The organism is Pseudonocardia sp. HH130629-09 (genome assembly GCF_001294645.1).
Classification (GTDB): Bacteria; Actinomycetota; Actinomycetes; order Mycobacteriales; family Pseudonocardiaceae; genus Pseudonocardia.
Genome location: NZ_CP011868.1, coordinates 3,947,989 through 3,974,044, shown reverse-complemented (window position 1 = coordinate 3,974,044; position 26,056 = coordinate 3,947,989). Strand labels below are relative to the sequence as shown.

Sequence of the window (26,056 nt, the reverse complement as noted above, 5' to 3'; positions counted from 1 at the left end):
CGTCCCGGGTTTGATGGAGACCATCAAGCCTGGAGGATGATCGACCGATGGCCGCCCCGAGGAAGTACCCCGACGAGCTGCGGGAGCGAGCGATCCGGCTCGTGTTGGACGCCAAGGCCGACCCGGCGTCCGCGGGCGGGAACATCTTCAAGCGCATCGGCGAGCAGCTGGGGATCAACCCGGAGACGCTGCGGGGCTGGGTCAAGCAGGTCGAGATCGACAACGGCACCAGGCCGGGCACGACCACCGACGACGCGACCCGGCTCGCAGAGCTCGAACGTGAGGTTCGGGAGTTGCGCCGGGCGAACGCCATTCTCAAGTCGGCTTCGGCTTTCTTCGCGGCGGAGCTCGACCGCCCCAGCAGGTAGTCCTCGACTATATCGAGGAGAACAAGACACAGTTCGGGGTCGAGCCGATCTGCGCGGTGTTGAAGGACGCCGGTGTTCCGATCGCCCCGTCCACTTTCCATGCGTCGAAGAAGCGACCGCCCTCGGCGCGGGCACTCACCGACGCCGAGACTTTGAAAGAGATCGAACGGGTGCATCGCGACAACTTCAGCGTCTACGGCAGCCGGAAGGTGTGGGCGGCGTTATGTCGGGAAGGCGGAGTAGGCGGCCGCCGGGTCGCTCGCTGCACCGTGGAACGACTGATGCGCCGCAACGGGCTCCGTGGAGTGTCCCGGCTGCGTGTGCCGCGCACCACGGTCCGAGCCAAGGGCGCGGACAGGCGCCCGGACCTGGTCGAACGGGACTTCACCGCACCCGCCCAGGACCGCCTGTGGGTCGCTGACATCACCTACATCCGCACGTTCTCTGGATGGGTGTACGCGGCTTTCGTGATGGACGTGTTCTCCCGACGGATCGTGGGCTGGCAGCTCTCTCGTAACCTGTACACCGATCTCGCGCTGGACGCGCTCAACATGGGGATCTGGACCCGGCAACGGGCGGGCGCGGACCTCTCCGAGTTGATACACCATTCGGATCGCGGAGTCCAATATGTCGCCGTGCGGTACGGCGAGCGACTCGCCGAAGTCGACGCTGTGGCTTCAGTCGGGTCGGTCGGCGATTCCTACGATAATGCGATGGCGGAGGCGTTCAACTCGCTGTTCAAGGCTGAACTCGTCCGCAACCGGGGCCCGTGGCGAGGCACCGACGACCTCGAGCTGGCCGTCGCCGAGTACATCGACTGGTACAACCACCGCCGCCTACACGGCGAGCTCGGCCTGATCCCGCCCGTTGAGCACGAGGCCCTGCACGCCGTCACAGAACCCGCCCGGCAACCCGCCGGAGCGTGAGAACCGAGCCTCTATCGAACCCGGGACTTGACAGTCGATCATGGCTGCGGCGACGACGTCGTCGGAGAAGGTCTCGCCCCAGCGGCCGAAGGGCAGATTGCTGGTGACCATGACGCTGCCTTGTTCATAGCGGGAAGCGATGAGCTGGAAGAACAGGTTCGCTGCGTCCTGGTCGAACGGGATGTAGCCGACCTCGTCGATGATGATCAGTTTGTAGCGGCGGATCTTCTTCAGCTCGGCCTCGAGCCGGCCGCTCTGGTGCGCGGCGGCGAGTCTGGTGATCCAGTTGCTGGCGGTGTCGAACAGGACCGAGTAGCCGGCGTGGGCGGCTTTGACGCCGAGCCCGATCGCGAGGTGGGTCTTCCCGATCCCGGGCGGGCCGAGCAGGATCACGTTCTCGCACTTGGCGACGAACGTGCTCGTGGCCAGGTGGGCCAGGATGTCGCGGCGCAGCGAGGGCAGATGGTCGAGGTTGAAGTCCTCCAAGGTCTTGACCTGGGGGAAGTGCGCGGTGCGGATCCGCATGACCGTGCCCTTGGACTCGCGGTCGGCGACCTGGCGCTGCAGCAGCGCGCCCAGATACTCCTCGTGCGACCAGTTCTCCTCACGGGCCTGGGCGGCAAGCTGTTCCCAGCTGGCCGCGATGGTCGGGGTCTTCAGGACCCGGGTCAGGTAGGCGATCATCGCCGGCAGTCCGTCGGGGACCGCGGCCAGCACCGGACCGGCCGGCCCCGAGCTCCCAGCGGGGTCGGTGGTGATCTTCGGTGGTGTGGTTGTCATGAGCTGCTCGCTTCCTCGGCAGTGGAGACGAAGTCGACACCGAACAGGGCGTCGTAGTCGGGCAGTGCGCGCAGGGTCACCGGGTGGCCGTCGAGGTGACGGCGTGCTGCGGCCTGTCGGGTGTTGCGGTCGTGGGCCAGGGCGCGGCGCATCGCCGCGGCGGTGTGCTGGTGCGCCGGGTCGGTGATCACCGCGTGGCGGGCCCAGCTGCGGTCGTGACGGGCGACGACCTGGCCGGCGCAGTAGACGACGACCTCGCGCGGTGAGGCGGCGACATCGACGAACCGGCCGATCATCTGCGGATCCACGGAGTAGTCGTTGGCATCGACGCGGACGTAGTAGTCCCGTGCCAGCCGGATCCGCTGGGCCAGCCCGATCGGCGGGTCCAGCGGCGGCAGCGGAGTCATCGCCGCGTAGTCGTGGGCGAGCACGTCCACCGGGCGGCCGCCGATCGCTCGGACGGTGCGGGTGTTGGCCCGGGCCAGCCAGTCGTCGATCTGGTGGTTGAAGTCGGCTGGGGAGGCGAAGCGACGTCCGGGCAGGAACGAGGTCTCGAAGTAGCCGTTGTTGCGTTCGACCAGCCCCTTGAACTCCGGATCCCGCGGTGGGGCAAGCCGGATCCGGGTGGCCAGAGTGCCGGCGAACGCAGCGGCCGGTGCCGAGACCCGCCCGGTCCCGCCGATCGCAGACTCCCGGTCCCAGACCAGCGTGCGGGTCACCCGCCCGACGTCGCTGATCAGCTGCCACATCCCGGACAGGATGTCCCCGGCCTGGCGCGAGGGGATCATCGTCGCGGACAAGAACCGCGAGTAGCCCAGCGTCATCACCAGCACCGGTAGGACCCGTTCCTGGCCTGGGCCGACGGGGATCGTGGTCTCGGGGAACCACAGGTCGCACTGGGTGATCTCGCCCGGTGCGTAGGCGACCCGGTCGACCGGGTCGATCCCGACATACTCGGGGCGGATCTGGCGGATCCGGTCCTTGAGCACGGTCAGCGAGTGCTCCCACCCGATCCGCTCTGCGATCACCGTGGCCGGCATGCGTGGGAACTGCGCCAGCAATGCCCGCACCTGCGGCTCGACCGCATCCGCCAGCGATCCCCGCGGGCCCCGTTCCCGCTTCGGCGGGCCCGGCGCCCGCAACGCGGAGCGCACCGTGTTGCGGGCCACCCCCAGCCGGCGGGCGATCTCCTTGATCGGGACACCCTCGGCCCGATGCAGACGACGGATCTCGGCCCAGTCCTCCACCGACAACACCCCCTCAGCGTCGTGCAGAGGGGGTCAATCCCAAGCCGACGCTAGGGGGTCAGTCTGAGCCCGTCGTCGACACCTTCCTGGTCGAGGACTTCGTCGGCGAAGAACTGGAACAGGGGTAGTGCGCCGTGGTCAACATCCGGGCCCACGTCGCGGTTCCCATGCGCCACTGAAAGTACGCCGATCACGGACGAAGTAGTGTCCACACCGGCGCCATCTGATAGACGGCATCTAAGGTGCCCGTATGGGAGACGTGCTGGGATGCGTCAATGGGACGCGCGTGCGATGCGCGATGGGACACGTACATGTAGTACGGCCGGGCGGATGATCATGGTCTGCTGAGGGCCTGAAGGACCTGGCACATCGGGCGTCGAACGACCCTCTTAGAGCGTGTTTGAGAAGGGTCGGCGTGTCTGCGCTGGATGCGTCCGGGTGTGGTCCATCGTGGAGGAGTGGCTCGGCGTAGGCGGCGGTACCCCTCGGACACCAGCGATGAGCAGTGGGCGTTGATCGAGCCGCTGCTGCCAGCGGCGGGGCGGGAGGCCGGCCGGAGAAGCACGCGCGCCGTGATGTGGTGGATGCGATCCTCTATGTCGTGCGCGCCGGGTGCGCGTGGCGTGCTCTACCAGTTGATTTCCCGCCGTGGCAGACGGTGTACTGGTACTTCAACCGGTGGGAGCAGCAGAGGGTCACCGAGCAGATCCTCCCGATCGTGCGCCGTCAGCTACGCGCTGATGAGGGCCGCGACCCCGAACCCAGCGCGGGGATCATCGACTCGCAGTCGGTGAGGAGCGCTGACACGGTCGGGCGGGACACCCGCGGCTACGACGCCGGGAAGAAGATCAACGGCCGGAAGCGGTTCATCGTGACCGACACCCTCGGCCTGCTGCTGACCACGATGGTGTGCTCGGCGTCGGTGCAGGACCGCGATGGCGCCAAGTCGACCCTGCTCGACCTCTACCTGCGCACGAGGGTGCGGTTCGTCTACGCCGACGCCGGGTTCGCCGGGCGCCTGCTGGACTGGGCGACCACGATCCTGCACACCAGCGTCGAGATCGTGCGCAAACCGCCTGAGCAGCGCGGATTCGCCGTCCTCCCGCGGCGGTGGGTGGTCGAGCGGACCCTGGCCTGGGTCACCGCGCACCGCCGCCTGGCCCGGGACTACGAACGCCACCCCGCAGTGTCCGAGGCCATGATCCGCTGGGCGGCGATCAACACCATCACCCGCCGCATCGCCCGTGGCGAACCCGCCCGACGCCAGCAGAAGTACGTAGTCACACCCTCAACATGATCTTCTCAAACACTCACCTAGTACTCCAGCCGCAGTTCGTTAGCTGGGCTGTCTTCGTTGCCGGTAGTGGCTTTCGCGGGCTCGGTGTTGGTGACGGCGACGCCAGATCGACCAGGCCCAGCCCACGGTGCGGACGGGGATGTGGATCAGAGATGCCAGGAGACGTCGGATCTCGGCGAGGGTGAGCGGGATGAGCCCGTGAGCAGGTCTTTTGGGGCGATCGCCGCGGTGACCGAGAGGTAGGCGTGGGCGAGCATGGCCAGGGTGATGTGGCGGTACCAGGCGTCGTAGCGGCGGACCTGGTACTGGTCGAGTCCGATGTCGTTCTTCGCGGTCTGGAAGCACTCCTCGATCGCCCAGCGCGCCCCGGCGACCCGGATGAGGTCGTCGTCGCCGGTGCCGGGCGGTCCAGCGCAGAGGTAGTAGGCCAGCTCCGGCTCCATACCGGACTCGAGTTGGGTGGCGGTGAGGATCTGGCGCCGGACCAGTAGCCAGCGCCCCCACCCAGCGGGGGCGTCCGGGGGCGGGTACAGGCCGGCCACCGCCCAGTCATAGAGCCGCTCGCCCTTGGCCCCGGGACCGGCTGAGCGACGCTTCCACGCCTGCTGCGGGGCACGCGCGACCAGGTCGTCAGCACGTCGTGACCCGACCAGCCCGGCGATGTCGACTGCGAGGTCAGCACCACTGGGTGAGAGCGGGATGGATTGGCTGCGCGGTACGGCGACGACATAGCCGATCCGGCGCCGCTCGCACCAGGAACGGAACTCGTGATCCTGTCCGTAGGCCTCGTCCGCGGCCACCCATGCTGCCGGGGCTCCCGCGTCGAGAGCCCGACCGATCATGTCGGTGGCCAGTACCGCCTTGGTGGCGAACTCGACCTCGTCAGGCACCGCCGCGGACCGGCAGCGTTCCCGGTCCCCGGTCCAGGACTTCGGCAGGTAGAGCTCGCGGTCGATCAGCGTGCGGCCCGTGCTCGTGGAATAGGCGCAGAAGACTCCGAGCTGGCAGTTCTCCACCCTGCCCGCGGTGCCGGAGTACTGGCGCTGCACCCCGGCCGACTTGGCCCCCTTCTTCAGGAACCCGGTCTCGTCGACAATCAGCACCCCACCGGCCTCGCCGAGGTGCTCCACCACGTAGTCCCGCAGATCGTCGCGGACACCGTCGGTGTCCCAGGTCGCGGAGTTGAGCAGCCGCTGCATGCCATCCGGCGTCGTGTCGCCGGCGACCTCGGCCAACGTCCACCCGTTCTTCCCCGCCAACGGTGCCAACAGCCCGCGCACATACGCCCGTGCCCGACGCCGCGGCTCTGTCCGGAAGAACCGCCCCGCCACCAGCCCGAACAACCCGTCCAAGCCACCGGCCCACGCCTCGAGACCCTCCTCCACATACACAAGATCAAAGCCTAGCCTAGAGATATCACGAACTGCGGCTGGAGTACTAGTACTGCAACGGCACCTGCGGCGTTTCGCCAGGCGCCTGACCCCTTCGGTATCGTCGGTGATTCGGATCACTGCGCGTTGCGTGTGCCGCGACGGCACAGTGTCGGTTGGGCGCATCGTTGCACCCGGCAGAAGGAACACTGATGGCACCGTCCACGCCCGCTCATCCCGACCTGATCGCGGTCGAGGATCTGTTCGCCCTGCCCGCGCACAGCAAGGCGGTGCTGTCTCCGGACGGCACCCGGATCGCCTATCTGGCGCCGTGGAGCGACCGGCTCAACGTGTGGGTGCGTGACCTCGGTGCGGTCGACGGCGTCGACGGCGAGCCACGCCGGGTCACCGCGGACCGGACCCGCAACATCCTGAGCTTTGCCTGGACCGCGGACTCGCGGTGGTTGCTCTACGCCCAGGACGACGGCGGCGACGAGAACTTCCACCTGTTCCGGGTCGAGGTGACTCGGCCGGACCGCCCGGTGGTGGATCTGACCCCGTATCCAGGGGCCAGGGTTCTGAAGTGGGATCAGCCGGTCGCGCGACCGGGGACAGTGCTGTTGCAGATCAACCAGCGTCGGGTCGACGAGATGGACCTGGCGGAGCTGGACGTGGCCACCGGCGAACTGACCGTGCTGGCTCAGAACCCGGGCCAGGTGATGGACTGGTCGCAGCCCCCGACGGGCGGCTGGTCGTCCAGATGCTGGCCGCTGACGGCACGATCGTCGTGGCGCGCTGGAACGACGGCGCCCCGGAGACCATCGCCGAGTTCTCCGGCCGCGATCACCTCTACGGACTGGTCCCCGGGGAGCTGACCGCGGACGGGTCCGGCATGTGGTTCGGCTCCTACACCGGGTCCGACCGGATGCGGCTGGCCCGACTCGACCTGACCACCGGGGTCGAGACCGAGGTCGACAGCCATCCCGAGCTGGACCTGGACGCGCTGCGCCGCGCAGTGTTGCAGGGGGTCAGACAGACCGAGTCACCGCTGATCCGCCACCGGCACACCGGGGAGCTGCTGGGGGTGCGATACCTCGGTGAGCGCCAGGTCATCCACGCGTTGGACCCGCACTTCGCCGATGTACTGGCCAAGGTCGAGCAGTTGTCCGACGGCGATCTGGAAGCGATCTCCACCGACGACACCGGCACCCGCTGGGTGGTGTCGTTCACCCACGACCGCGACCCGGACCGCACCTGGCTCTACGACCACTCCACGGGCGCGTCGCGGCTGCTGTTCGCCGACGACCCACGCCTGGACCCGGCCGCGCTGGCCCCGATGACGCCGGTGACGATCACCGCCCGCGACGGGCGGGCGCTGCCGTCGTACCTGACCCTGCCGGTCGCGACCGAGCCGACGACCCTGCCGTTGGTGCTGTTGGTGCACGGCGGACCCTGGTACCGCGACGCCTGGGGGTTCGGCCCGCAGACGCAGCTGTTGGCCAACCGCGGCTACGCGGTCCTCCAGGTCAACTTCCGGGGTTCGGTCGGCTACGGCAATGCTCACACTCAGGCGGCGGTCGGGGAGTTCGCGGGGGCGATGCACGACGATCTGATCGACGCGGTGAACTGGGCGGTGGGCCGCGGCCTGGCGGATCCGGAGCGGATCGGGATCGTCGGGGGCTCCTACGGCGGGTACGCGACGCTGGTCGCGGTGAGCTTCACTCCGGATGTGTTCGCCGCCGCCGTGGACTACGTCGGGATCTCCGACCTGGTGTCCTTCGCGAAAAGTGTGCCGCCGTTCGTCCGCAGGAACCTGACCAACTTCTGGGGCCGTTACGTCGGTGATCCGGACGTCCCCGAGCAGGCTGCGGACATGGCGGCCCGGTCCCCGATCCACCGGGCCGACCGGATCCGCACCCCGCTGCTGGTCGTCCAGGGCGCCAACGACGTCCGCGTGGTGCGCGCGGAGTCCGACACCATCGTCGCCGCTCTGCGCGATCGCGACGTCGAGGTGGAGTACCTGGTCAAGGACGACGAGGGACACGGGTTCGTCAATCCGCAGAACCAGATCGACTTCCACCGCGCCACCGAGCGGTTCCTGGCCCGCCACCTCGGCGGACGGACCGACGCCGAACCGGCACCGCACCGAAGCCATAGGAACGATCTTCCGTGATGCTGCCGCAGCCCACGCCCCACGAGATACCCCGGTGAGGTCGACGACCATGCTCCGCCCCGTCCGACGACACGAGGTCCCCGCCACGATCGCCAGCGGCCGCGAACCCGACACCGACCGAGACGCCTGGGAACCGCGCTCGGTCGGCCCGGGCGCGCACGGCGAGCGCGCCTACGACTGGACCGCGGTCACCCTCGACACCGACGGCCTCCCCTCCGGGTCGGGGGCACTGGCTGCTGGCCCGCCGCCAGACCACCGTTCCCGAGGGCAAGACGGTCCGTGAGCTGGCGTTCTACCGCTGCGCCGCACCCGCCGCCACACCGCTGCGGGAGTTGGTCCGGGTCGCCGGGGCACGGTGGGCGATCGAGGAGTGCTTCCAGACCGCGAAGAACGACATCGGACTCGACCAGTACCAGGTCCGCCGCTACGACGCCTGGTACCGCCACATCACCCTGGCCATGCTCGCCCACGCCTACCTCTCGGTCACCGCGGCGATCGCCCCAAAAGACCTGGCAGCGGGCTCATCCCGCTCACCCTCGCCGAGATCCGACGTCTCCTGGCATCTCTGATCCACATCCCCGCCCGCACCGTGGGCTGGGCCTGGTCGACCTGGCGTCGCCGCCACCAACACCGAGCCCGCGAAAGCCACTACCGACGACGAAGACAGCCCAGCTAACGAAGTGCGGCTGGAGTACTAGGCGAGCGGTGCCGACCGCGGCGGCCGGTCCGGTACCGCCGCGACCGCCGGGCGGTGCGCACGGCGGGCTCGCCGACCGGCCCCCGGAGCCACCCCGTCGGTGGCGCCGCGACCGGTACCGGCGTGGTGCAATAGCAGTGCCGACATCCCGCTACCGCAGCGACTACACGCAGCGACGACACAGCAGTGACGACGAGGGAGCCGCATGAGTGCACCGCGCACGCCCGGCCCGGGCGCGCTGTCCCCGCAGGCGACACCCGAGCTCGCCGACGAGCTCACCCGCATCGCGTGGCGGGTCGACCGCTGGATCGACCCCGGCCCGGCGTCGGTCGTCGCGGGGGCGGGGGTCGCCGCCGTCGCCGCCGCCCTGCTCATGCCCTGGTCGACCCACGGCGCCGGGTGGGAGGTCCTCACCGGCCGGGTCTCCATGGGGCCGCTGCCGTGGCTGTTCACCGTGGTCGCCGTCGTCGCGGTGGGGGTGTCGGTGCTCGCCCTGCTGACCCGCTTCTGGCCGCTGGCCTGGACCGCGGCCACCGTCACCGGCGTCGGCGCGGTCACCGGGCTCTGGGCGGTGTGGTCGCGCCAGACCGCCGTCGCCGGCACCGACGACATCGGACCGGGTCTGGTCGTCACCGTGCTCGGGGTGCTCGTGCTGTTCGGCACCTGGACACGCACCGTCGTCGCCTGCGGGCCCCGCGCCCCGCACGGCCCGCCCGCCTGACCCCTGCGGTTCAGGCCGCCAGCACGGGTACCCGGCGCGCGACCAGGTCCTCCAGGACACCGACCGCGTCCTCCACCGGCGGCAGCGCCAGCATCGCGCGCTGCGCCGAGCGGATCCGCGCGCGGACGTCGTCGTCGGTCAGGAGACGCGTGCAGGTCGCGGCGATCTCGGCGGCGTCGGGGGCGCAGTGCGCGCCCAGCCCGAGCTCGGCGACCCGCCCGGCGTTGTGCTCCTGGTCCCCGAACTGCGGCAGCACCGCCAGCGGGACGCCGTGCCGCACGGCCTCGCGGATGCCGTTGTAGCCGCCGTGGGTGAGGAACAGGTCCGCGACCTGGAGCAGCAGCGGCTGCGGCACCCACGAAGCAGGATGCACGTGCGGGGGCAGGTCCAGGTCGTCCACCGGCAGGCCGCCGGTGGACAGCACCACCTCGGCGTCGAGCCGGGACGCCGCCTCGGCCACGGTGCGCAGCGCCGCATGCGGGTCGACGGGGGCGCGGCGCTGGGCGCGTCCGGCCATCGCCGGCATCGCCGTCCCCAGCCCCGCGAGGACGAGCGGCCGGTTCCCGGGCAGCGCGGCGACCCAGCCGGGCAGCGTCTCGCCGCGGGTGACCTGGTCGTCCTGGCGGAACGCCCGCGCCGGCACCATGTGCGGCTCGGCCAGCGAGAACTGCTGCGGCATGCAGTCCAGCCGCCCCCACCGGTGCAGCGCAGCCGGGGCGTCCGGGACGGCGAAGCCGAGCTCCTCGCGACGCTCGGTCAGCGCGTCGGCGACGACGTGCGGGGCGAGGACGTTGCCCGCGCCCGACGGTGCCGCCACGCACGGCACCCCCAGGTGCTCGGCCACCAGGAACCCCGCGGTCTCGCCGCCGTCGCGCAGCACCAGGTCCGGGACCCCGTGAGCCCGCACGAGTGCGAGCAGCGCCCGCGCCGAGCCCGTCACCTGCGGACCCGCGAACAGGGTCGGCAGCAGCGCCGTCGTCGCCTCGGCCGGGGTCAGCGTCGCCAGCGCGGCGGGCCCGCCGAGCCGGGCGAGGACCGGGCCGAGGTGTCCGGCGGCGTCGGCCATCGTCGGGAGCACCGGCTCGACGACGACGGGCGCACCGTCGAACACCCCCGCGACGTCGGGCGGACATGCCACCACGACCCGGTGGCCGGCATCGCCCAGCGCCCGGACGAAGGGGAGCACGGCCCGGCCGTGCGAGGGCGAACCGGTGACACTGCAGAGAACGAGCACCCGGTCATGATCGGTCGGATCGTTGCGATAGGCAAATGATCATGTGTGGGTCCAGCGCCCCAGCACCATCAGCGTCCGGGTCCCGGTGACGGTGCCGTTGCGCCGCAGCCGGTCGATGACCTCCTGCAGGTGCGCGAGATCGCGCACCCGGACCTGGACCAGGGCGTCGAGGTCACCGGCGAGGGTGTAGACCGCCTGCACCTCCGGCTGGCGCGACGCCGTGTCGACGATCTCCGAGACGCTGGCGGTGCCGGCGTAGCGGATCTCGCTGAACGCCTCGACCGGCCAGCCCAGTTTGGCGTGGTCGACCTGCACGGTGAAGCCGGTGATCACCCCGGACTCGCGCAGCCGGTCGACCCGGCGCTTGGTCGCGGCGGTGGACAGCCCGACGCGTGCGGCCATGTCGGCGTAGGTGCGGCGCGCGTCCTCGTGCAGCAGCCGCAGGATCGCGTGGTCCAGCTCGTCGACCTCGGTCTCGGGCACGGCACCTCCGGCGCAACGGATTCACGTCTGTGTGGTCGTCACACGCTATCCGTTGCGTTCTCTCGGTCAGAGTCCCCTCGGCTGTTGCGTCGTGGCGCTCGTCACGCTGTCCTGGGCGGACCGCGCCGCCCACCCGACGAGGAGCCGTCACCGATGACCGTGCTGGACGCCAAGTACCTCGCTACCCACGGGCGGGCTCCGATGACCGGGATCCAGGCGCTGGTGCGGCTCGTGCTCGAACAGGCCCGCCTCGACACCGCGCGCGGCTTCGACACGGCCTCGTTCGTCTCGGGCTACCAGGGCTCCCCGCTCGGCACCTTCGACGCCGAGCTCGGCCGCGCCCGGACCCACCTCGACGCCGAGCGCGTGGTCTTCCGCCCCGGGCTCAACGAGGAGCTCGCCGCCACCGCCGTCGCGGGCACCCAGCTGCTCGACGCCGTCCCCGGTCGCCGCCACGACGGCGTCGTCGGCTGGTGGTACGGCAAGAACCCCGGCCTCGACCGGGCCGCCGACGCGATCCGGCACGGCAGCCTGGCCGGCACTGCCCGGCTCGGCGGCGCCGTCGCGATCATCGGCGACGACCCGTCCTGCAAGTCCTCCACCGTGCCCAGCTCCTGCGAGCCGATGGCGCAGTCCCTGACGATGCCGCTGCTCGCGCCCGGCTCGGTGGCCGAGGTGATCGAGCTGGGCCTGCACGCGGTCGCGCTGTCCCGGGCCACCGGGCTCTGGACCGGCCTGAAGATCATCGCCGACGTCGCCGACGCCTCCTGCACCGTCGACCTCGGCGCACTGCGCCCGGAGCTGGTCGGCGTCCCGGCCCCGCCCGCCACCGACCGCGCGCAGGCCGGCCCGCTCGTCGGGCCCGCCGCCGTCGAGGCCGAGCACGACCAGCTCACCCGCAGGCTCGACCTGGCCCGCCAGTACGCCCGCGAGACCGGGCTCAACCGCGTCACCTTCACCTCCCGTGACCCGCACCTCGCCGTGTTGGCCTCCGGCACCGGGTACGCCACCGTGCTGCGGGCGTGCGAGGACCTGGGCCTGGGCGAGGCCGAGCTCGACGCACTCGGCGTGCGTCTGGTCCGCCTCGCCATGCCGTTCCCGGTCGACGCCGACGCGCTCGCCGGACTCGTCGAGGGCTGCGCCGAGGTGCTCGTGGTCGAGGACAAGGTGCCGTTCCTGGAGGGCCATCTGCGCGACGCGCTCTACGGGCGCGACCACCGGCCGACGGTCACCGGCCGCCGCGACGACCGCGGCCGCCCGCTGCTGTCCGCCCGCGGCCAGCTCGGCGCCGAGGACGTGGCCCGCGCCCTGGCCGCCCGGCTCACCGCCGCCGGACGGACGCTGCCCGCCGCGGCGAGCGCGCACCTCGAGCGCCTCGCCCCGCCGAAGCCGTCGCGGATCGGTCTGGACCTGCTCGGGAACCGGACGCCGTACTTCTGCTCCGGCTGCCCGCACAACACCTCCACCCGCACCGGCGACGACACGCTCGTCGGCGTCGGGATCGGCTGCCACGCGATGATCGCCCTCGACGGCGAGCACCGCGGCCGCCAGATCGGGCTGACCCAGATGGGCGGCGAGGGCGCCCAGTGGATCGGCCTGGCCCCGTTCACCGACGACCGCACCCTCGTGCAGAACCTCGGCGACGGCACCTTCCACCACTCCGGCTCGCTCGCGATCCGCGCCGCCGTCGCCGCCGGGGTCACCATGACCTACAAGCTGCTCTACAACGACGCCGTCGCCATGACCGGCGGGCAGCGTGCCGAGGGGCGGATGAACGTCCCCGACATCACCCGCTCGCTCGCCCTGGAGGGCGTGCGCCGCATCGTCGTCACCACCGACTCCCCGCGCGACTACCGCGGCGTCGCCCTCGACCCGATCGCGAGCGTCCGCCACCGCGACGAGCTGGCCGCGGTCGAGCAGGAGCTCGCGGCCCTCGACGGCGTCACCGTCCTGATCCACGACGACCGCTGCGCCGCCGAGGAGCGCCGGCTGCGCAAGCGCGGGAAGCTGCCCGCCCCGGCGGAGAAGGTGCTGATCAACGAGCGGGTCTGCGAGGGCTGCGGCGACTGCGGTGACCAGTCGACCTGTCTGTCGGTGCTCCCGGTGGAGACCGAGTTCGGCCGCAAGACCACCATCCACCAGTCGTCCTGCAACACCGACTACTCCTGCCTCAAGGGCGACTGCCCGTCGTTCCTCACGGTGGTGCCCGGCACCCGGCCGCGCCGGGAGATCCCGCCGCTGCCGGTCACGCTCGTCGCCCCCGAGCCGCGGGTCGACCCGGACGCGACCCTGATCCGGATGCCCGGCATCGGCGGCACCGGCGTCGTCACCGCGTCGGCGATCCTGCAGATGGCCGCCCACCTCGACGGGCTGTTCGCCGCCGGGCTGGAGCAGGTGGGGCTCGCGCAGAAGGGCGGCCCGGTCGTCTCCGACGTCCGGATCGCCAAGCAGCCCCACCACGGGATCCTGCGCGCCTCCCGCGGCACCGCGGACGTGTTGATCGGGATGGACCTCGTCGGCACCGCCTCCGACGCGACGCTCGCGGTCGCCCGGCCCGGGCACACCGTCGCCGTCGTCAACACCTCGCTCGTGCCGACCGCGGCCATGGTCACCGGACGCGTCGTGCTGCCCGGCTCCACCGACGACGCCGTCGAGCGGATCGGCGCGGTCACCCGCGACCTGCTCGCCGTCGACGCCCAGACGCTGTCCGAGTCGCTGTTCGACGACCACCTGCCCACCAACATGCTGCTGCTCGGTGCCGCCTACCAGCACGGGGTGCTCCCGGTGTCGGTCGAGGCGCTGGAGGAAGCGATCCGGGTCAACGGCGCGGCCGTGGAGACCACGCTGACCGCGTTCCGCTGGGGCCGGGCCGCCGCGATCGACGCCGCCGCCGTGCGCCGGGCGCTCCTCGCGCCGCAGCCGGCCCCGGTCGCCGTCGACGAGGCGTCCGCCGCGCTGGCCCGCTCGGTCGCCACGGGCCCCGAGCTCACCGAGGCGCTGGCCACCCGCATCGCCGACCTCACCGGCTACCAGGACGCCGCCTACGCCCACCGCTACGCCGAGGAGGTCCGCCGGGCGGCGGCCATCGCCGCCGCCCGGGCCGGTGACGCGGCCGGCGAGCGCGTCGGCGCCGCCTACGCCCGCGGCCTGCACCGGCTCATGGCCTACAAGGACGAGTACGAGGTCGCCCGCCTGCACCTGGACCCGGTCGAGACCGCCCGCCGCGACGCCGCGTTCGGTCCCGACGCCCGGGTCTCGGTGATGCTGCACCCGCCGGTGCTGCGCGCGCTGGGGATGAACCGCAAGATCGCCCTCGACGGCCGGCTGGCCGGCCCCGCGTTCCGCGCGCTGCGCGCGGCCCGGCGGCTGCGCGGCACCCCGCTGGACGTGTTCGGCTGCGCCGGGGTCCGCCGGGTGGAGCGCGAGCTGGTGGGGGAGTACCAGACGCTGGTCCGCGCCGCGCTGGACCTGCTCACGCACGACACCGTCGACGGTGTGGTCGCCGTCGCCGAGACCGCGGACCTGGTGCGGGGCTACGAGGACGTCAAGCTCGGCAACGTCGAGCGGTTCCGGGAGCAGGCCCGGACCGCGCTCGCCGCCCTGACCGGCTGACTCTCAGCGACTCGCGCGGGCGTGCCTCAGGCATCCCTGAGCGTTGCGGCGCACAATCTCCCGCGTGGGGGAACGCCTGATCGCACAGCACTGGAACGACCGTCTCCGGGAGACCCGCACCGGGCGACGGTGGCGCCGCCCGGACCCGTCGGTGCTGCGGCGGCTCGGGATCGGGATCCTGGCCGGCGGGCTCGTCCTCGCCGGGTGCGCGGCACCCGCCGCGGCCGGCGTCGCCGCCGTCGCCTCGGTCGTGCCGCCGGGGACGACCGGCGACCTGCCGAACGCGGCGGCGCTGCCCGCGGCGACGGTCCTCACCGACCGCGACGGCACCCCGATCGCGTACCTCGACGAGCAGTACCGGATCCCCGTCCCCTACGACCGGATCTCCCCGTCGATGGTCGCCGCGATCGTCGACGTCGAGGACCGCCGGTTCTTCGACGAGTCCGGGGTGGACCCCGTCGGCACCCTGCGCGCACTGGTCACCGACGCCGCGGGCGGCGCCGTGCAGGGCGGCTCCACCATCACCCAGCAGTACGTGAAGAACTGGCTGATCGACGTCGTCGACCGCGACGACCCCGCCGCCCAGCGGGCCGACCACGCCGACACCCCGACCCGCAAGATCCGCGAGGCGGTGCTCGCCCAGCGCCTGGCGCACAGCACGTCCAAGCAGGACGTGCTCGCCGGGTACCTCAACACCGTCGAGTTCACCGGCAACGTCTACGGCGTCGAGGTCGCCGCGCGCGCCTGGTTCGGCACCGATGCCGCGCACCTGACGGTCCCGCAGGCCGCGTTGCTCGCGGGCGCGGTCAACAACCCCACCCTGTTCGACCCGTTCCGCCACCCGCAGGCCGCGACCGACCGGCGCAACACCGTGATCGCGGCGATGCGCGACGCCGGGTCGCTCACCCCGGCCCAGGCCGCCGAGGCCACGACCGCGCCGCTCGGGGTGCGCCCCGGCGGGCCGCAGGTCCCCGGGCACAACTGCTACGGCGCCACCGACGGCGCCGGGTTCCTCTGCGAGCACGCGGTGTCCGAGCTGGAGAAGGCGGGGTTCACCGAGCAGCAGCTCGACACCGGCGGCTACACGATCCGCACCACCCTCGACCCGGCCGCGACGGCGTCGGCACAGCAGGCGGTCGACGCGAACGTGCCGCGCACCCAGGACGGCGTCGCCAACACCCTGGCGCTGATCCGGCCCGGCCGCGGCGACGCCGCCACCGGCGACCACCAGATCCTCGCCATGGTCGCCAACCGGCGGCCCGGCACCGACGCCGCGGCCGGCGACACCACGCGCGACCTCGTCGCCGCGCCGTCGAACGTCTTCGGTGCCGGTTCCACCTTCAAGATCTTCACCACCGCCGCGGCACTGGAGGCGGGCACCGTCGGCTACGACAGCACGCTGCCCGACCCGGCCTCGGCGTGCTTCCCCGGCGCGGGGAGCAGCTGCTACCCCGTCAGCAACGACACCCCGAACTACCCGGACCCGATCCCGCTGCCCGTCGCGCTCGCGACCTCGCCGAACACCGCGTTCGTCGACCTCGAGGAACGCACCGGGATCCCCCGGGTGGTGGAGATGGCGCGCCGGCTCGGGCTGCGCGACACCCTCGCGTCGAACGCGGCGGGCGGGACGCCGGACCCCTCGTCGCCGGACGCGCGGATCTCCCAGCCGCAGTCGCAGTTCTTCGCGGACCTCCCGTCGTTCACCCTCGGGGTCGGCCCGGTGTCCACACTGGAGGAGGCGAACGTCGCTGCGACGATCCAGAGCGACGGCGTCTGGTGCGCCCCGGACGCGGTGCTGTCGGTGACCGGCCGCGACGGTGCGGCGGTGCCGGTGAACCGGCCCGCCTGCGAGCAGGCCGTCGCCCCCGGCGTCGCGCACACCCTGGCCGCCGGGCTCGGTGGCGACACCGTGACCGGCACCTCGGCGGCCGCGGCGCGGGCCGCGGGCTGGACGCGCCCCACGATCGGCAAGACCGGCACGACGAACTCCTCGGAGTCGGTCGCGTTCGTCGGGGCCACCGGCGGGATCGACGGCGTGGCGGGGTCCTCGATGGTGTTCGCCGACGGCCCGAACCCGTCGGAGATCTGCCCCGGCGACCCCGTGCACCTGGGCGACTGCGGGCACGGCGCGTTCGGCGGGACCGTCGCGGCGCCGCCGTTCTTCGCCGCTGTCGACCCGCTGGTCGCCGGGCGGGCCGACGTGCCGCTGCCCGACCCGGACCCGGCCTACCTGCAGCCCCGCAACGGGTGACCGGGCCTACTTCAGCAGCTTCTGGACCTCGCGGAAGCGCGGATGCGCGGCGTCGCGCAGCCACTCGAACAGCACCATCTCCGAGGTGACGACCTCCGCCCCCGCCGCGCGCGCCCGCTCCAGCGCCAGCTGCTCGTCCTGCGGGAACCGGGACCCGACGGCGTCGGCGACGACCACCACCCGGCGGTCCTCGGCGCGCAGCTCCAGCACGGTCTGCAGCACGCAGACGTGCGCCTCCACCCCGGCGACGACCATCTCGGTGCGGCCGGGCGGGAACAGCACGCCGTCGTCGGCGGCGAAGCGGGTCTTGGGCATCACCAGGTGCGGCAGGCCGGCGAGCCGCTCGACGGTCGGGCCGAGCTTCTCCGGGACCTGCTCGGTGGCCAGCACCGGGACCTCCAGCAGGGTCGCGGCCTCGGCGAGCCGGGCGGCGCGCTCGACGACGCGATCGCCGTCGTGCATCGCGGGGACCAGGCGCTCCTGCAGGTCGACCAGGAGCAGGACGGCCTTGCCTGCGGTCATCAGCACGGCGGAGACGATACGGCCGGCCTACATGTACGAGTCCGCCGAGCACCGCGTCGCCAAAGGCGGGGTACCCGGTGGGCCACGCCGCCGTGGTGCGCGAGAAGGCCGACGAGGGGACCCGCGAGGCCGCGCGGGAACGCTACGAGCGTCGCTGGCGCGGTTAGGGGCCGGAACCTGGCAGGATGGGCCCCGTGACCGTCCACCCCGACCCGGCGGCCGTCGCCGCCCGCCTCGACGCCGAGGACCCGCTCGCCGCCCTCCGGGAGCGGTTCCTGCCCGCCGACGGCGTCGTCGCCTACCTCGACGGCAACTCCCTCGGCCGCCCGCTGCGCGCGGCGGCCGAGCGGATGGAGCGCTTCGTCCGCGCGGACTGGGGTACCCGGCTGATCCGCGGCTGGGACGAGGGCTGGATCGACCGCCCGCGCACCCTCGGCGACCGGATCGGCGCCGCCGCGCTGGGGGCGGGGCCGGGGCAGGTCGTCGTCGCCGACTCCACCACGGTGCTGCTCTACAAGCTGGCCCGTGCCGCCCTCGACGAGCGTGCGGCGCACGGCCGGGACGAGATCGTCGTCGACACCGACAACTTCCCGACCGACCGCTACGTGGTCGAGGGCATCGCCGCCGAGCGCGGCGCGTCGCTGCGCTGGATCGAGTCCGACCCGGCCGCCGGGGTGACCCCTGAGCAGGTCGCGGCGGCCGTCGGGCCGCGCACCGCGCTGGTGCTGCTGTCCCACGTCGCCTACAGGTCCGGGTTCCTCGCCGACGGCCCCGCGATCACCCGGGTCGCGCACGACGCCGGCGCCCTGGTGCTCTGGGACCTGTCGCACTCGGTCGGCTCGGTCCCGGTCGAGCTCGACGCCTGGGGCGCCGACCTCGCGGTCGGCTGCGGCTACAAGTACCTGAACGGCGGGCCGGGCGCGCCCGCGTTCGGCTACCTCGCCGCCCGGCACACCGGCGCGCTGCGCCAGCCGATCATCGGCTGGTTCGGCCACCGCGCCCCGTTCGCGATGGGCCCCGGCCACGAGCCGGCGCCCGACGTACGGGCGCTGCTGTCCGGCACCCCGCCGGTGCTGGCCTCGGTGCCGCTGGAGTGCGGCGTGGAGCTGCTCGCCGAGACCGGGATCGACGCGGTCCGGGCGAAGTCGCTGCGGCTGACGGCGTTCGCCCTCGACCTGGCCGACACCCTGCTCGCCCGGCACGGCGTGCAGGTCGCCTCACCGCGCGACCCCGACCGCCGCGGCGGGCACGTCACGCTGCGCCGGTCCGACTTCGCCGAGGTCAACGCCCGGCTGTGGGAGCGCGGCGTGATCGGCGACTTCCGCGCCCCGGACGGCATCCGGATCGGGCTCGCACCGCTGTCGACGTCGTTCGGCGAGGTCGCGGCGGGCATGACCGCGCTGGCCGAGGAGGTCGCGCGATGAGCCCGGAGGACAACACGCGTGTGGTCGAGGACGGCGTCGTGCGCGACTTCCGGGAGAACCTGTCCTACGGCCGCTACCTCGACCTGGACCGGATCCTCGGGGCCCAGCACCCGCTCAGCCGGCCCGAGCACCACGACGAGCTGCTGTTCATCGTGCAGCACCAGACCTCCGAGCTGTGGCTGAAGCTGGTCCTGCACGAGCTGGGCACTGCCGCCGACGACATGGCCGCCGACGAGCTGGCCCGCGCACTCAAACGCCTGGCCCGGGTGAAGCACGTCCAGCGCACGCTGATCGAGCAGTGGTCGGTGCTGGCCACGCTGACGCCGTCGGAGTACGGGCAGTTCCGCGGCGCCCTCGGCACGTCGTCGGGGTTCCAGAGCTACCAGTACCGGGCGGTGGAGTTCCTGCTCGGCAACAAGAACGCCGCCATGCTGGAGCTGTTCGGCGAGGACCCGGCCGCGCACGCGCTGCTGGAGGCGGCGCTGCACCGGCCCAGCCTCTACGACGAGTTCCTGCGGCTGCTCGCCCGCCGCGGCTTCGCCGTCCCGCCGGACCTGCTCGACCGCGACGTCACCGTCGCCCACACCCGGCGCGAGGACCTCGTGCCGGTGTTCGCGGCGGTCTACGCCGACCCGCGGACCCACTGGGACCTGTACGAGACCTGCGAGGAGCTCGTCGACGTCGAGGAGAACTTCCAGCTGTGGCGCTTCCGCCACCTCAAGACCGTCGAGCGGACGATCGGGGTGCGGCGGGGAACCGGTGGGTCCAGCGGCCGGGACTTCCTGCGCCGGGCGCTGGACCTCACCTTCTTCCCCGAGCTCTACGACGTCCGCACGGCCCTCTGAGCCCGGAGCACCGACGCGCCCGGCCCGGCCGTCGGCGTCCGCGCGTCACCCACAGGGGGCAGGACGTGTGGCTCACGGCTCCTGTGCGCGGCGCCGTGCCGAGAGCCCCGACCGGTACTGCTTCGGGATCGCGTGCCCGCGGAAGTCCTGGTCCAGGGCCGCGTTCAGCGTCCAGTACGGGTCCACCAGGTGCGGACGGGCGATGGCACACAGGTCCGCCCGGCCGGACGCGATGATCGTGTTCGCGTCCTCGACGCTGGACACCGCGCCGACGGTGATCGTCGGGACGCCGGTCTCCTGCCGGATCCGGTCGGCGAACGGCGTCTGGTAGAGCCGCCCGTACCTCGGCCTCGCCTCGGTGCTGGTCTGGCCGGTCGAGACGTCGACGATGTCCGCGCCGTGCGCGTGCAGCATCGGGGCCAGGGCCACCGCGTCGTCGCCGTCGAAACCGCCCTCGACCCAGTCGGTGGCGCTGATCCGGACGCTGATCGGCCGGTCGACCGGCCACACCTCGCGCACGGCGTCGAGGATCCGCAGGCCCAGGCGGGCCCGGTTCGCCAGGCTGCCGCCGTAGGAGTCGGTCCGCCGGTTCGACACCGGGGACAGGAAGCTCGACACCAGGTACCCGTGCGCGAAGTGCAGCTCGATCATGTCGAACGCGGCGTCGGCGGCGCGGCGTGCCGCGGCGACGTGGTCGGCGACGACCCGGTCGAGGTCGGCCTCGGTCGCCTCGCGCGGGACCTGGCTGTCGGGCCGGTAGCGCACCGGCGACGGCGCCAGGATCTCCCAGTTGCCGTCGGGGAGGGGCTCGTCGATGCCCTCCCACATGACCTTCGTCGAGCCCTTGCGCCCGGCGTGGCCGATCTGGGCGGCGATCTTCGCGCCGGTGTTCTCGTGCACGAAGCGCACGACGCGGGCCCAGGCGTCCCGCTGGTCGTCGGTGTACAGGCCGGGGCAGCCGGGGGTGATCCGGCCGTCGGCGGAGGTGCAGATCATCTCCGTCATGACCAGCCCGGCGCCGCCCTGCGCCCGCCCGCCGAGGTGCACGAGGTGCCAGTCGGTCGGCACGCCGTCCACGGCGGAGTACTGGGCCATCGGCGAGACGACGATCCGGTTCGCCAGGGTCATGCCGCGCAGCCGGTAGGGGTGGAACATCGGCGGGGTGCCGGTCTCGACGTCGCAGCCCAGCTCGCGGGTGCGGTCGGCGAGCCAGGCGTCGACCCGGCCGACGTAGCCGGCGTCGCGCAGCTTGAGGTTGTCGTAGGTGACCCGCTGCGAGCGGGTGAGCAGCTGGAACACGAACTGCTCGGGAGCCAGGCCACGGTAGCGGCGCACGCCCTCGAACCACTCCAGGCTGGTCTGCGCGGAGCGCTGCAGCGACTCGACGACCGGCTTGCGGTCCTCCTGGTAGGCCTTGAGCGCGGCCTCGACGGTCGGTTCCCGGTCCACCGCGCCGACCAGACCGATCGCGTCCTCCAGCGCGAGCTTGGTGCCCGAGCCGATGGAGAAGTGCGCGGTGTGCGCGGCGTCGCCGACGAGCGCCACGTTCCCGGCGCGCCAGGACCCGCTGCGCAGCACGCCGAAGGACAGCCAGCCGGAGTTGTTGCCGATCAGGCCGTGGCCGTCGAGCAGGTCGGCGAAGACCTCCTCGCAGAAGCGCAGGGAGCGCCCGTCGTTCTCGCCGGGCCTGCGCTCGGCGGCGGCGAACTCCGCGAGCCCGGCCCGCGCCCAGGTGTCTGAGTCGGTCTCGACGATGAAGGTGGAGCGCTCGCCGTCGAACGGGTAGATGTGCGCCCAGAACAGTCCGAACCTGGTCTCGACGAACTGGAAGGTGAAGCAGTCGAACGGCCGGGTGGTGGCGAACCAGACGTACTGGGCGGTCCGCCGGTCCAGGGTGGGCCGGAACTCCTCGGCCAGCGCCTCGCGGATGCGGGAGTTCACGCCGTCGGCGGCGATGACCAGGTCGTGGTCGCGGCGGAGGGTGTCCAGGTCCGGCGCCTCGGTGGAGAAGCGCAGGTCGACCCCGAGCTCCGCGGCCCGCTCGCCGAGGATGCCGAGCAGCCGCTTGCGCTCCAGCGCGGCGAAGGCGTGCCCGTCGCTGCGCTCGCGGACCCCGAGGACGTCGACGTCGATCGCCGACCAGTGCCGGAACTCCGCGGCGATGAGGTCGAGCGACTCCGGGTCGGCGGCGCGGATGTTGTCCAGCGTCTCCTCGGAGAAGACGACGCCGAAGCCGAAGGTGTCGTCGGCGCGGTTGCGCTCGTAGACCACGACCTCGCGTGACGCGTCGGACTTCTTGAGCAGAATCGCCGAGAACAGCCCACCGGGGCCGCCACCGACGGAGACGATCTTCTGGGCGGGAGAGCTCACGGGAGACTCACCAGTCCTTCCTGGACGACCGAGGCCAGCAGCCGGCCGTCGGCGGAGTAGAGGCGGGCGGTGCCGAGTCCGGTGCCGCGGGTGGCGACCGGGGAGGTCTGGACCAGCGCGACCCAGGAGTCCATGCGGCCGTCGTGGTGCCACCACATGGCGTGGTCGAGGCTGGCGGTGACGACGCCGTCGTCGGCCCAGGCCGAGCCGTGGCGACGCAGGATCGGCTCGAGCAGGGTGTAGTCGCAGACGTAGGCCAGGGCGCTGCGGTGGATCGCCGGGTCGTCGGGCAGCCGTTCCCAGGCCTTCAGCCACACGGTCTGCCGGGCGACGCGCTCGCCGCCGGCGTCGGTGTAGAGCGCCGAGGGGGAGTGCCGGATGTCGAAGCCGCGGTGGAAGCGCCAGTACTCGGCGTCGCGGGTGTCCGCGCCGACGAGCACGTCGGCGGTGCTCGGCAGCTCGCTCGGGTCACCCGCCTCGGGCGGCAGCGTGTCGGAGTGCTCGACGGCGCCCGCGGTGGGCACCGCGAACTGGGCCATCGCCCGGAAGATCTCCTTGCCGCCCTGCAGGCCGCGCACCGCGCGGTGGGAGAAGCCGCGGCCGTCGCGGACGCGCTCGACCTCCCAGCGGGTCTGCGTGTGCACGTCGCCGGCGCGCAGGAAGTAGCCGTGCAGGTTCGCGACGCGGCGGTCCTCGCCGACGGTGAGGGTCATGGCCCGCTCGGCCTGTGCGACGAGCTCGCCGCCGTAGGCGCGGCCCGACGGGATGACCTGGTGGCGGGCGAGGAACGCGTCGTCGCCGTCCTTCTGCAGGTCCAGGGCGGCGAGCAGCGGGGCGACCGACCGCTCGGTGTCCGCGGGCATGGGGGTGGTGTGCTCGGTGCTCATGCGCGGCGGTATCCCTCGAGGCTCGCGTCGTCGACCTCGGGGAGGTTGACGACGATGTTGTCCGGCGTCCGGCAGGTCAGCCACACCAGTTCCTCGGTGGTCGACATGTTGCCCTCGACGTGCGGCATCAACGGCGGGACGAACACGAAGTCGCCCTCGGTCATCTCGATCCACTGCTCGTAGTTCTCGCCGTACCAGATGCGGCCGGTGCCCTTCAGCACGTAGCCGCCGGTCTCGGCCTCGCCGTGGTGGTGCGGCAGCGAGCGGTAGCCCGGCTCGTTGGAGACCCGGCCGAACCAGATCCGGGTGGCCGGGGTGTGCTGCGGCGACACGCCGGAGACACGGACGCAGCCACCGGACTGGCCGGTGCCGGTGTCCTCGGACCCGGCGCGGGTCACGACGGGGGCGGCCGACCAGGCCAGCTCGGTGGCGTCCTTGCTCTGCTCACTCATGCGCACTCCCTGTGCTCGGTGCCGGTCTTCTCGATGCGGATCGGGGTGGTCAGGACGCCGACGCCCGCCAGCTCGACCTCGACGACGTCGCCGTCGGCCAGGGCGCGGGGCGGGGTCGTCCCGGCGCCCACCCCGGCGGGGGTGCCGGTGAGCACGACGTCGCCGGGGGACAGCCGGGTGAAGGCGGAGACGTAGGCGAGCAGCGCGGGCGCGTCGAACACCAGGTCCGCGGTGTCGCCGGACTGCACGAGCTCGCCGTCGACCCGGCAGGTCAGCGCGAGACCGGCGGCCGGGTCCAGCTCGTCGGGGGTGACCAGCACCGGGCCGAGCGGGGTGGTGGCGTCGAACGCCTTGCCCGGCAGCCACTGCCCGGTGTGGCGCTGCCAGGAGCGGACCGACAGGTCGTTCGCGGCGGTGTACCCGGCGATCGCGGCGGTCGCCTCGTGGCGGTCCGCGCGGTGCAGCGGTGCCCCGACGACGACGGCGAGCTCGGCCTCCCAGTCCAGCCCCTCGGCCCAGTCCGGCACCGTCACGGTGTCCGCGGGCCCGGTGAGGGTGTCGGGTGGGCGGGCAGCTCGCGGCCCATCTCGAGGATGTGTCCCGCGTAGTTGTGCCCGCAGCACACGACCTTCGCCGGGTGCGGGACGACCGCGGCGAGGTCCTCACCCCGGGGGCCGCACCCGGTGCGGCGACGGCGCGGGCCCGGCCGGGGCCGTCCGGGTCGGCCAGCAGCGCACCGACGTCGCGGTACCCCAGCGGCACCCACCGCCCGTCGGCGGCGACGGCGGCGACGGTGGTGTCCGCGCGGCGCAGGGTCGCCAGGCGCATCCCGACCTCCTGTTGTGTCGTTGCGTTGACGGAAACCACTGAAACACGATGAACAGTGTCACGGCAAGCGCGTCGCGACCATCTGCGTCAGGTGGACAGTGTCCGCGTTTCGCGCCATGACGTGCCGATCTCGTTCCCCGGGTGCCTCGGTGACGGGGGTTGTCGGAAGTCGCTGTTCCGTGCTGTGATGACTGTCGTCACGTCAGCGATATACGGCTTGCGCCGGGAGAAGGGGACGTCGTGACCGAGCAGCCGTTCTGGAACCCCAAGACCGAGCTCATGCCGCGCGCGGAGCTCGTCGAGCTGCAGCTCGCGAAGCTGCGCCGGGTGCTGGCCTGGGCGAAGGACCGAAGCCCGCACTACCGGCGCACCCTCGCCGGCGTCGACCCGGACCGGATCCGCACCCGCGACGACCTGGCGCGCATCCCGTTCCTCACCCGCGAGGAGTGGATGGTGTCCCAGGACGCGCACCCGCCGTTCGGTGAGCTGCCGGTCACCGGGCCGGAGTCGGCGATCCGGCTGCACACCACCTCCGGCACCTCCGGACGCACCCCGCTGCGTGCCTTGGACTCCCGCAAGGACTGGTCGTGGTCGGCGGAGATGTGGTGCTACGCGCTGTGGGGCGCCGGGGTCCGCCCGCACGACGTCGGCTACGTCGCGTTCGGCTACGGCTCGTTCATCGGGTTCTGGGGCCTGCACAACGGGCTGGAGAAGGTCGGGGCGCTGACCATCCCCGGCGGGGCGCAGTCCACCGCCCAGCGGGTGCGCCAGATCCACGACTTCGGCGCGACCGTCGTCGCGTCCACCCCGACCTACGCGCTGCGCCTGGCCGCCGAGGCCGAGGAGCTGGGCATCGACCTGGTGAACGGCCCGGTCCGCCGGGTGATCCTCTCCGGCGAGCCCGCCGGGTCGATCCCGGAGACCACGGCGCTGATCGAGCGGAAGTGGGGCGCGCGGGCCTACGACACCGCGGGCATGACCGAGGTGTCGACGATCGTCATGTTCACCCCCGCCGAGCAGCCCGGCGGCTGCCACGTCATCGAGGACCACCTCCTGGAGGAGGTGATCGACCCCGAGACCGGGCGCGAGGTCGGCTACGGCGAGCGCGGCGAGCGGGTCTGCACCTCCTTCGGGCGCTCGACCACCCCGTTGCTGCGGTACCGCACCGCCGACCTGGTGGTGAAGGTCCCCGGCACGGCGACGACCTCCGGTCGCACCTGGGACCTGTACCAGGGCGGGATCGTCGGCCGGGTCGACGACATGAAGCTCGTCCGCGGCACCAACGTCTACCCCGGCGCCGTCGAGGCCATCGTCCGCGGCTTCGACGGGATCGAGGAGTTCCAGATCCGCATCTCCCGCCCCGGCGACCGCGACGAGATCGAGCTGTTGCTCGAGCCCGCCCCGACCGTCGACGACACCGCGTGGGATCTGCTGTCCGGGCGGGTCGGTGCCGAGCTGGCCGACGCGCACGAGGGCCTGCGCTTCCACGTCCGCCGCGCCGCGACCGGGGAGCTGCCCCGCTTCGAGCTGAAGGCCAAGCGGCTCACCGACCTGCGTCCGGCCGTCTGA

20 protein-coding genes, 1 pseudogene and 1 other annotated feature are annotated in these 26,056 nt (G+C 72.5%); of the genes and pseudogenes, 11 read left to right on the top strand and 10 right to left on the bottom strand.

Going from position 1 to position 26,056, the window contains the following annotated elements; translation table 11 throughout:
• The first annotated feature begins 47 nt into the window (after nucleotides 1–47).
• A protein-coding gene (locus tag XF36_RS18250) for an IS3 family transposase (protein WP_238588955.1) occupies nucleotides 48–1,294 on the top strand; the annotation gives its coding sequence in 2 pieces (ribosomal slippage) (nucleotides 48–330 and nucleotides 330–1,294; 1,248 coding nt in all).
• Nucleotides 329–457, top strand: a sequence feature (AL1L pseudoknot). Its footprint overlaps the gene before it by 129 nt.
• On the opposite strand, the gene istB is transcribed toward XF36_RS18250, so the two are convergent.
• Both istB and istA read right to left on the bottom strand, forming a co-directional pair.
• Complete coding sequence (istB, locus tag XF36_RS18245) at nucleotides 1,205–2,074, bottom strand: IS21-like element helper ATPase IstB (protein WP_082375497.1); 870 nt, start codon at nucleotides 2,072–2,074, stop codon at nucleotides 1,205–1,207. The two genes, XF36_RS18250 and istB, sit on opposite strands and share 90 nt — an antisense overlap.
• The gene (istA, locus tag XF36_RS18240; protein WP_145981219.1) at nucleotides 2,071–3,330 is read right to left on the bottom strand and encodes an IS21 family transposase; all 1,260 of its coding nucleotides are present in this window, start codon (nucleotides 3,328–3,330) and stop codon (nucleotides 2,071–2,073) included. Before istA ends, istB begins: the two co-directional genes overlap by 4 nt.
• 419 nt (nucleotides 3,331–3,749) lie before the next feature.
• Between istA and XF36_RS18235 the strand changes: the two genes are divergently transcribed.
• Nucleotides 3,750–4,618 (top strand): IS5 family transposase gene (locus XF36_RS18235; protein WP_060713651.1). Its coding sequence is split into 2 segments (ribosomal slippage): nucleotides 3,750–3,861 and nucleotides 3,861–4,618, totalling 870 coding nucleotides; the frame shifts between segments, so codons are not numbered across the junction.
• 146 nt (nucleotides 4,619–4,764) lie between these two features.
• Here the strand turns inward: XF36_RS18235 and XF36_RS18230 are convergent.
• Nucleotides 4,765–6,003 carry an IS701 family transposase gene (locus tag XF36_RS18230; RefSeq protein WP_414706251.1) on the bottom strand — a complete coding sequence of 413 codons (1,239 nt, stop codon included), beginning with the start codon at nucleotides 6,001–6,003 and terminating at the stop codon, nucleotides 4,765–4,767.
• Between the two features lie 197 nt (nucleotides 6,004–6,200).
• On the opposite strand from XF36_RS18230, the gene XF36_RS34320 reads away from it, so the two are divergent.
• The 4 genes and pseudogenes from XF36_RS34320 (at nucleotide 6,201) to XF36_RS18210 (ending at nucleotide 9,579) form a co-directional block, all read left to right on the top strand.
• Complete coding sequence (locus XF36_RS34320; RefSeq protein WP_238588954.1) at nucleotides 6,201–6,863, top strand: TolB family protein; 663 nt, start codon at nucleotides 6,201–6,203, stop codon at nucleotides 6,861–6,863.
• Nucleotides 6,749–8,161: an alpha/beta hydrolase family protein gene (locus XF36_RS18225; RefSeq protein ID WP_238588953.1), complete on the top strand. Its 1,413-nt coding sequence runs from the start codon at nucleotides 6,749–6,751 to the stop codon at nucleotides 8,159–8,161. Before XF36_RS34320 ends, XF36_RS18225 begins: the two co-directional genes overlap by 115 nt.
• A gap of 127 nt (nucleotides 8,162–8,288) precedes the next feature.
• Nucleotides 8,289–8,730 (top strand): annotated as a pseudogene (locus XF36_RS34315) (IS701 family transposase); the annotation flags it as partial.
• Between the two features lie 333 nt (nucleotides 8,731–9,063).
• On the top strand, nucleotides 9,064–9,579 hold the full coding sequence (locus XF36_RS18210; RefSeq protein ID WP_060712901.1) for a hypothetical protein: 516 nt from the start codon (nucleotides 9,064–9,066) through the stop codon (nucleotides 9,577–9,579).
• 10 nt (nucleotides 9,580–9,589) lie between these two features.
• Here the strand turns inward: XF36_RS18210 and XF36_RS18205 are convergent, their stop codons facing one another.
• Together XF36_RS18205 and XF36_RS18200 are read right to left on the bottom strand one after the other, a co-directional pair.
• The gene (locus XF36_RS18205) at nucleotides 9,590–10,765 is read right to left on the bottom strand and encodes a glycosyltransferase (protein ID WP_238588952.1); all 1,176 of its coding nucleotides are present in this window, start codon (nucleotides 10,763–10,765) and stop codon (nucleotides 9,590–9,592) included.
• 87 nt (nucleotides 10,766–10,852) lie between these two features.
• Nucleotides 10,853–11,296: an Lrp/AsnC family transcriptional regulator gene (locus XF36_RS18200; RefSeq protein WP_060712900.1), complete on the bottom strand. Its 444-nt coding sequence runs from the start codon at nucleotides 11,294–11,296 to the stop codon at nucleotides 10,853–10,855.
• A 153-nt stretch (nucleotides 11,297–11,449) separates the two neighbouring features.
• Between XF36_RS18200 and XF36_RS18195 the strand changes: the two genes are divergently transcribed.
• Nucleotides 11,450–14,908, top strand: a complete 3,459-nt coding sequence (locus XF36_RS18195; protein WP_060712899.1) for an indolepyruvate ferredoxin oxidoreductase family protein — start codon at nucleotides 11,450–11,452, stop codon at nucleotides 14,906–14,908.
• Between the two features lie 64 nt (nucleotides 14,909–14,972).
• Nucleotides 14,973–17,159 carry a transglycosylase domain-containing protein gene (locus XF36_RS18190; protein ID WP_238588951.1) on the top strand — a complete coding sequence of 729 codons (2,187 nt, stop codon included), beginning with the start codon at nucleotides 14,973–14,975 and terminating at the stop codon, nucleotides 17,157–17,159.
• Between the two features lie 6 nt (nucleotides 17,160–17,165).
• Here the strand turns inward: XF36_RS18190 and XF36_RS18185 are convergent, their stop codons facing one another.
• Nucleotides 17,166–17,681, bottom strand: a complete 516-nt coding sequence (locus XF36_RS18185) for an isochorismatase family protein (protein ID WP_193394043.1) — start codon at nucleotides 17,679–17,681, stop codon at nucleotides 17,166–17,168.
• A 194-nt stretch (nucleotides 17,682–17,875) separates the two neighbouring features.
• Here XF36_RS18185 and XF36_RS18180 point away from each other — a divergent pair, with 194 nt between their 5' ends.
• Nucleotides 17,876–19,105 carry a kynureninase gene (locus tag XF36_RS18180; RefSeq protein ID WP_238588950.1) on the top strand — a complete coding sequence of 410 codons (1,230 nt, stop codon included), beginning with the start codon at nucleotides 17,876–17,878 and terminating at the stop codon, nucleotides 19,103–19,105.
• Nucleotides 19,102–19,950: a tryptophan 2,3-dioxygenase gene (gene kynA / locus XF36_RS18175; RefSeq protein ID WP_060712896.1), complete on the top strand. Its 849-nt coding sequence runs from the start codon at nucleotides 19,102–19,104 to the stop codon at nucleotides 19,948–19,950. Before XF36_RS18180 ends, kynA begins: the two co-directional genes overlap by 4 nt.
• A gap of 72 nt (nucleotides 19,951–20,022) precedes the next feature.
• On the opposite strand, the gene XF36_RS18170 is transcribed toward kynA, so the two are convergent.
• From XF36_RS18170 to XF36_RS18155, 4 genes are read right to left on the bottom strand one after another with little or no spacing between them, the layout of a single operon-like run.
• The gene (locus XF36_RS18170) at nucleotides 20,023–22,320 is read right to left on the bottom strand and encodes a bifunctional salicylyl-CoA 5-hydroxylase/oxidoreductase (RefSeq protein ID WP_060712895.1); all 2,298 of its coding nucleotides are present in this window, start codon (nucleotides 22,318–22,320) and stop codon (nucleotides 20,023–20,025) included.
• Nucleotides 22,317–23,207 (bottom strand): acyl-CoA thioesterase, encoded by an 891-nt coding sequence (locus XF36_RS18165; protein WP_082375496.1) that lies wholly within the window; start codon nucleotides 23,205–23,207, stop codon nucleotides 22,317–22,319. The genes XF36_RS18170 and XF36_RS18165 overlap by 4 nt, the downstream gene beginning before the upstream one ends.
• Nucleotides 23,204–23,659 (bottom strand): cupin domain-containing protein, encoded by a 456-nt coding sequence (locus XF36_RS18160; protein WP_060714804.1) that lies wholly within the window; start codon nucleotides 23,657–23,659, stop codon nucleotides 23,204–23,206. Before XF36_RS18160 ends, XF36_RS18165 begins: the two co-directional genes overlap by 4 nt.
• On the bottom strand, nucleotides 23,656–24,192 hold the full coding sequence (locus tag XF36_RS18155) for a fumarylacetoacetate hydrolase family protein (protein WP_202968416.1): 537 nt from the start codon (nucleotides 24,190–24,192) through the stop codon (nucleotides 23,656–23,658). Before XF36_RS18155 ends, XF36_RS18160 begins: the two co-directional genes overlap by 4 nt.
• A 535-nt stretch (nucleotides 24,193–24,727) precedes the next feature.
• Here XF36_RS18155 and XF36_RS18150 point away from each other — a divergent pair.
• Nucleotides 24,728–26,056 carry a phenylacetate--CoA ligase family protein gene (locus tag XF36_RS18150; RefSeq protein ID WP_060712894.1) on the top strand — a complete coding sequence of 443 codons (1,329 nt, stop codon included), beginning with the start codon at nucleotides 24,728–24,730 and terminating at the stop codon, nucleotides 26,054–26,056.